The sequence below is a fragment of the Granulicella mallensis genome (genome assembly GCF_014203225.1).
In the GTDB taxonomy this organism is placed as follows: Bacteria; Acidobacteriota; Terriglobia; order Terriglobales; family Acidobacteriaceae; genus Granulicella; species Granulicella mallensis_A.
The window spans coordinates 47712-54581 of sequence record NZ_JACHIO010000031.1 but is presented as its reverse complement, the minus strand read 5'-3'; the positions used below and the strand labels follow the sequence as shown (position 1 = coordinate 54581).

The 6870-nt window shown below is 52.5% G+C and carries 3 protein-coding genes and 1 pseudogene; 2 read left to right on the top strand and 2 right to left on the bottom strand.

Features of this window, described 5'->3' with window-relative positions; genetic code table 11:
• Positions 1-239: pseudogene (locus HDF15_RS25615) on the top strand (nucleotidyl transferase AbiEii/AbiGii toxin family protein); the annotation flags it as partial.
• Positions 240-455: 216 nt separating this feature from the next.
• Here HDF15_RS25615 and HDF15_RS24175 read toward each other — a convergent pair.
• Both HDF15_RS24175 and HDF15_RS24170 read right to left on the bottom strand, forming a co-directional pair.
• The gene (locus HDF15_RS24175) at positions 456-767 is read right to left on the bottom strand and encodes a HEAT repeat domain-containing protein (RefSeq protein WP_184260592.1); all 312 of its coding nucleotides are present in this window, start codon (positions 765-767) and stop codon (positions 456-458) included.
• Positions 768-993: 226 nt separating this feature from the next.
• The gene (locus HDF15_RS24170; protein ID WP_184260588.1) at positions 994-3189 is read right to left on the bottom strand and encodes a winged helix-turn-helix domain-containing protein; all 2196 of its coding nucleotides are present in this window, start codon (positions 3187-3189) and stop codon (positions 994-996) included.
• 423 nt (positions 3190-3612) lie between these two features.
• Between HDF15_RS24170 and HDF15_RS24165 the strand changes: the two genes are divergently transcribed.
• Positions 3613-6861, top strand: coding sequence for a TonB-dependent receptor (locus HDF15_RS24165; RefSeq protein WP_184260585.1), 3249 nt, complete (start codon positions 3613-3615; stop codon positions 6859-6861).
• The last annotated feature ends 9 nt before the right edge of the window (positions 6862-6870 follow it).

Genomic DNA, 6870 nt, shown 5'->3' with positions numbered 1-6870 from the left:
ACCTAACGTTGCTGAGATCGGTTGTCAAATTCAAGGAGCGGTTCTACTACTCTTCCTGGGCGCGTTACGACTTGGCTGTCCCCGGCTCATTCCGGTTGAGTCCTCCTGATAGCCAACTCCCAGCACTCGAAAGGGACTACCGTGCCATGCGCGAAATGTTCTACCGGGAACCTCCAACATTTGGAGCGATCCTGGCTGGCTTGGCGTCATTGGAACATGAAATCAATACTGAGAAATGAGCCCGTTAGGGCATACATCGGGATCGTCCATGAGAAACTTCCAAGAAGACGACTTGCCGTTCCTAATACATTCTTGGCATCAGCGGCGTGTGAGCGGTCGGCCGGTCATCAGACCCTCAAAGTCTTTTGCGGACGGGCGATCGACGGTGTAATTATAGTGCTGGGTTGTGGGTTCTATGTCTCGCGCGTCGAACCGTCGGTGGAAGTGTCTCGTGCCTATTGCTCAGCGCGGTGGAGTTCTCTTAGCGTTTCCACTGCTGCTGAACGTACAGCAGGATCAGCATCGCTGATTGCTTTTTCTGCTAGTTTCAGCCCTTCCGGTAACGGAACCCAGCGTTGAGCCAGCGAACGGACGACGCGTGCTCGCACCTCGGAAAATGCAGCGCGCAGGAGTCTCACAAGAGATCCAGCTAGTCGGTCCATTTCTTGCTGGAACTCCCCAAGCAGAGCGTCAAGGACTTGCACAGCGCCCCTGGCTTCAACGAAGTTGATCGCAGATTCCAGTGAGTGGTCGTCCTCGAAGGCCATGGATGCGACACATGCAACTGAGACATTTCGCTCGGGAGAACCCTCTGCTTCACTGGTCTCAAGAAGCTCAGACAGCGTCACGGAGCCAGCCTTTGCCAGTAGGAATAGCAATTCCTCTCTCGGGTTCGGAGGCACAATATTGCAGCGGGAAGATGTGATAAGGCTGTCCCACCTCGTTTGGAAGACTGAAGTAGAAATGAAGATGGCCCTGCGAGCTTTCACCGTTTCAATGCATTCGAAGATCCGTTGCCTGAATATTTGCCGATACAGGATCCGCAAGAACGACTAACAATTGTCGCTCGTCTGGAGAAAGCGAGAATCCAGACAAACCTACAGGTGGTAGGTTTCCATTGAATTCAGCGACCACTGTCTCTTTGCCTGAAGCGAGGTCATGAAAACAAATGACCGGTCTTCCCGAGATCATTTTGATAAAAATCAACCCTTTAGACGTAAGAATCCAAGAGTCAGAATAACCCGGCATTAAAGACGAAACAACAATGTTCTGGTGTTCAGTCGACGGATCAAGACGAGAGAGTGTCGGGTCCATTCGCCCTTGGGCAAAGTAGAGAGACCGGCCATCTGTGGATTGAATTGCTGGCGTTCCCCCCTGATCTGTGATCTTCAGCACAGCCCCATCGGCAATAGAAATCCGATAAACAAAATTGCTATGGCTTGCAAATACAAATTTCCCTTCAACCGGACAGGAGGGATGACTCAATGGAATATCGGTAAGGTGACGAAGACCGTGTTCTTGCGACAAAGAGACCTCAAAAAGTCCAGGAGCTGAAATCGATGAAAAGATGAGAGCTTGGCTGTTGCGTTCCCAGCAATAAACGGAAGGAATCAACTTCCCCGTATCGATCTTCGCGGCGCCAGTACCATCTTTTTTGCTGACCCAGAGTTGGACACGCCCGGAGGTGTCCGAACGAAAGGCAATCTTTTCACCATCGGGAGAGAAGGACGGCTCGAAATCCTGTCCCGGTGTTCTGATCACAGGTCCCCAATCTGCCGACAAGGGCGGTTTTTTTGCGAGAGGAACAGACCAGATATTGAGATCGGAGCTATGTGCTGAAAAGGCAATCTGCTTCGCGCGTCGTGAGATAGAGAACTGTGACGGCATGTCTGTGCCAACAGATGAAGCAAGGACGGCATAAGGTTCTGTAGCGTTTAGATCCTGTCTCCAAAATTTGAATTCTCGATCTAGTCTTCCACTAAATATGACGCTGTCATTCGTCGCCCAATCCACGTCTCCCAGCGAATGCGATTGCTCTGTCAGCTTGCGCGCCTCACCACCGCCTACGGATAATACGAAGACGTCATTTTCAAATTGATACTTGACTCTGATGAATGCGACATGAGTTCCATCTGGAGAGAATCGCGGTGAGACATCGCCGATAATATCCATCGTGGGGTACGTTAGACGGAGCTTCTTCCCATCGGCAACGCGGACCAGATAAAGACTCAGAGGATCAATCTCATTGTTCTTATCATCCACGACCAGAAAGCCTCCGTCGGGGGACCAATCGAGGTGGCGATAATTCAGTCCATAGCGATGAGGAAATAGGGTCGTTAAGCTTCTCTGTTTTGCATCAGCAATGGAGACCACAAGAATTTCTGCCAGGTCATCCTGCAGATGGATGAACGCCAGCGACTTGCCATCCGGCGACCAGGCGGGACTACTATATTCTCCAGTGCCAGAAACAATCTGCTGCGGTCGCAGCTCATCAGACGACTGGATATAGATAGAGAAGCGGCTATTGTTCGAATCGGCGCTGATAAAAGCGAGCTTAGTTCCGTCTGCGGACCAGGAAGGTTCGTACTGCGCTCCCTCCATCCTGGTCAATGTTGTGACTTCCGCAGGTTGACTTGCTACTGCAGGAAGATTTTTCCGCCTCATTTTAATCAAGAGGATGAGCAAAAGAACACTAAGAGCAATACAAACAAGCAATACGACAACTGAACTATTTCTCTTTCGGTCCTCCTCGTAATTTTGTCTAGCGCCAGGTGGATTTGGAATCTCGAAATTCGAGGCGGATGCTCTCTCCGTCTTTACATCGGTGGAAGTATCCTCTACGGAAACGATATCCGTTGCGGCAAGCAGAGGATGACCGCCATCCACCGAAACTGGCTCGACGAATCGATAGCCGTGCCCATGAAAGGTAGCAATATATCTTTTTCCATAGGTAGTTTCTTCAAGGGCCTTCCGCAGAATCGAGATGTTTTGAGTTAGGTTGGCTTCCTCTACGGTTTGGTGCGGCCAAATATGCTCAAACAACTCATCCTTGCTCATGACGCGGGTGTGGTTTTCAACCAGGACAAGCAAAGTCTGGAAGACTTTAGGTGTCAGGGTAACGATGTCATCACGACACCGTAGAGTCCGTGTATCAACGTTTAGAGTGTAGCGATCAAATTTGAAAATCATGATTGTTACATTCGTGTTGAGACGCCTTAACTCGGCCTTTTTTGATTCTAAAACGCAATTTTGAGCAGGCTTTTAGGACATATACTCTGCTTTCCTGCCAACCTACTGCTATCGATCTCGATATACAAAATCTTATTCCACACAGCATTAACACCATGTGAATAGCCTTTCCGTGCCTCCAACTCCGGCAGATCTGAGCTGGCCATGTCGACGCAAGAAGCATGGTTCGAAATAGAAGCTTTGGTTGAATGTTTCCCCGTCAAGCCAAGATCTGCAATCAGATTTCACGTAAGTGGCAAACAGTAAGTTATGCGATACAAGTCACCGACACTGCCTGAATTAAAAACAGAATCGATCCAGAGCTTCAAGATCGTCACGTAGGTACTACAACAGTTTCACCCTGATAACTGGAGGAGAGATTCCATGAAACACGAAAGCCTGCCGCGAAATCGATTTGCAGTCCTTGCCGTCCTCTTTGCCCTTATCTTAATGGTCGCACGGCCTGCGTCCAGCCAGACCGTTACAGGTTCGATCTATGGCACCATCTCGGATATCACCGGGGCCATCATTCCGCAAGCCAACGTCACGGTCACAAATATCGATACCGGCCAATCGCTCTCGGCCAAAAGCAATGCTTCCGGTGCTTTTGTCTTTCCTGTGCTTGATCCAGGCAACTATAAGATCTTTACGGAGGTCCCCGGCTTCCAAAGCATGACGCAGAATGATCTCCGGCTCTCCGCTAACCAGAATATTAATGCCAGCTTCACATTGCATGCTGGTTCTGTGGATACTCAGGTCGTCGTCGAGGCCGGGACCACACTGATCGACACGCGCGAATCACAGCTTGGCGAGACCATCGACCAGCGTCGCATCCAGGATCTCCCTCTTGTTGGCCGGAGCGCGTACGACCTAGTACAGACCGTCGCCGGAGTCACTAACTATACGGCCAGCGCCCAGATTGGAGATAACGGTGGCACGCAGTTCAGCGTGAACGGCCTTCGCCCCAATTTCAATTCCTACTATCTGGATGGCTCCTACGACAACGAGTTCTTCCGCGGCGGCGGTAATATTATTCCTAATCCTGATGCATTGCAGGAGTTCCGGCTGCTCACTACCAACTTTGATGCTGAGTTTGGCCGTTATCCAGGCGGAGTCGTCAACGTCATTACCCGTTCCGGTGCGAATCAGTTTCACGGTGTTGCCTATGATTACCTGCGCAACACCATTCTTAATGCACGCAATTACTTCGTCACCGGCGGAGTAACCCACCTCGTCTACAACGTCTTCGGCGGTGGCGTGGGAGGCCCGATTCTTAGGAACAAAGCCTTCTTTTACATAACGTATCAGGGAACGCGCATTGGCTCGCCCACTGTCATTACGTCTTCCTCATTGGTGACAGCGACCCAGGCGGAGCGCATGGGAGACTTCTCTGGCGATTCCGCGAAGGTCAAGGCCTCGCTGACCAACCTGACTACCTGCGGTAAAGCCTACGTCATCTGCCCCACGGCCTTGGATCCAGTCGCCCAGAAGATGCTGGCTCTGGTTCCAGTAGGTGCGCCAGCCACATCCTCCACTCCCGGAGCTCCAGCGCAACAGATACTTGGCAGCCCGACCAAAGCTGATCAGGGAACGGCCCGAATCGACTATGAATTGAACCCCGCACACAAGTTGCAGTTCACCTACTTCAACTCGCAAGGCTCAGGCTATGGCCTTACCGGTGGCGGCAATCAGATACTTGACTATGGTGGCAACACAACTTATGCCGGCCAGTCAAACTATGTACTTGGCGATACCTGGATTGTTTCGCCAAACGCTGTCAACAGCGCTCGCGTCTTCTATACATTGAACAAAACGATTCTAGGCAATGCCGTTCAAGGTAACACCTGGGCAGATTTCGGCAGCTCCGTAGGAGAAGGCGCACCTATCAGCGGCCAGCCAATGATTGCCATCACAGGTTATTGGACGATGGGCACCGGCGGAAGCGGCCAGGACAATCAATCACAGAGCGCATACGGCATTCTGGACACATACAACTACACCAAAGGCAATCATGCACTGAAGCTTGGAGGCTCCTTCATTCTGGACCGGTATTCGGAGACAGCCGAATTCCTTGGGTCCGCGAAGCTCGCTTTCAGCGGAAGCACGACGGGCAATGCGCTCGCCGATTTTCTTGAGGGCCACGCCAATACCTTCCAGCAGAATAACGGCAGCTACCATCGGCTTCACGCTCCCGACCCCTCGCTCTTTGCCCAGGATGACTGGCACATCGCACCCCGACTGACGTTGAACCTGGGAGTCCGCTGGGAAGTGTACTATCCCTTCGCCGGACAAGATAACTTCACCACCTTTCAGCAGGGGGTGAGATCCACGCGTTTCCCGACGGCTCCCCTTGGAGTGCTCGTATCCGGCGATCCTGGTGTTCCTGACGGCATCCTGCAAACGTCTTATACAAAGTTTGCACCACGTATCGGTTTTGCCTATGACGTCTTCGGCACGGGTAAGACTTCCCTGCGCGGCGCTTACGGCATCTTCTACTCAGCCAGCCAGGAGACGCTGGTCGGAAATCTTGAACAGCAACCCTTCGCACTCTCCATTACAGTCAATAAGACGCCTAACCTGAGCACGCCCTATGCACCGGCTGCCGACCCATTTCCCTACACAGTCAATCCTCAGCATCCCACCTTTGTTGCAGGCGCGACGATAGCCGGCATGCCTGCCAGTACGAGCGCAATTCCCTATCTGCAGCAATACAACCTTACGGTCGAACAGCAGTATGGAAACAACTGGAGCACACGCATTGCCTACGTCGGCAGCGCCGGACGTCACTTCTATCTGGTTCGCGATCAGAATGCTCCGGTGTATGCTCCAGGTGCAGCTACGACCACCGCCGGCCTCAATGCACGCCGTCCCATTCAACCTTACGCTGCGATCAGTCTCATCGACCCTTCCAGCAACTCATCGTTCAACTCTCTGCAGGCAACCATCACGCGCCGCTTCGCTCATAGCCTATCGATCAACGCCAGCTATGTATGGGAGAAGGAGATCGATAACGCTTCAAGCGATCCCACCAGCACTACGGCGTACACTCTGGCGAATCAGAACTGCATCTCCTGCGACCGTGGCTTGTCCTCCCTGGACACGCCGCAGCGATTCGTCGCCTCCTATCTCTATAGCCTCCCGGAGATTCATCGGTGGGGGCTCCTCGGCAAAGAGCTGGTCAATGGATGGCAGATCAACGGCATTACGACGCTTTCTACTGGCGGCCCTTTCAACGTAACTTCGAATGTGGATACGAATCTGGACGGGATCAGCACGGATCGGCCCAACCTGACCGGCAATCCACGACTTGGAAACGGCCGCAGCCGGGCCCAGAAGATCGCGGAGTACTTCAATACAGCGGCGTTCACGGTTCCCTCAGCAGGCACGCCATATGGCAACTCGCCGCGTAACCCACTGGTTGGCCCCGGCACCGTCAACACGGATATCTCGGCCTTCAAGCGGTTCGCACTTTACGCGAAGAGTGATCTGTTATTCCGTGGTGAACTCTTCAACGTCTTCAACAACGTGAACCTCAGTGGCCCCAACGGAACAGTCGGCAATGCGAAGTTCGGCCAGATTACCGGCGCCGGCAGCCCGAGGGTAGTGCAGTTCGCATTGAAGTATGAGTTCTAAACCTCAGTA

Coding starts and splice junctions, on each gene's coding strand:
- HDF15_RS24175 (WP_184260592.1), bottom strand. CDS start 767: ATGGCCTTCGAGGACGACCACTCACTGGAATCTGCGATCAACTTCGTT.
- HDF15_RS24170 (WP_184260588.1), bottom strand. CDS start 3,189: ATGATTTTCAAATTTGATCGCTACACTCTAAACGTTGATACACGGACT.
- HDF15_RS24165 (WP_184260585.1), top strand. CDS start 3,613: ATGAAACACGAAAGCCTGCCGCGAAATCGATTTGCAGTCCTTGCCGTC.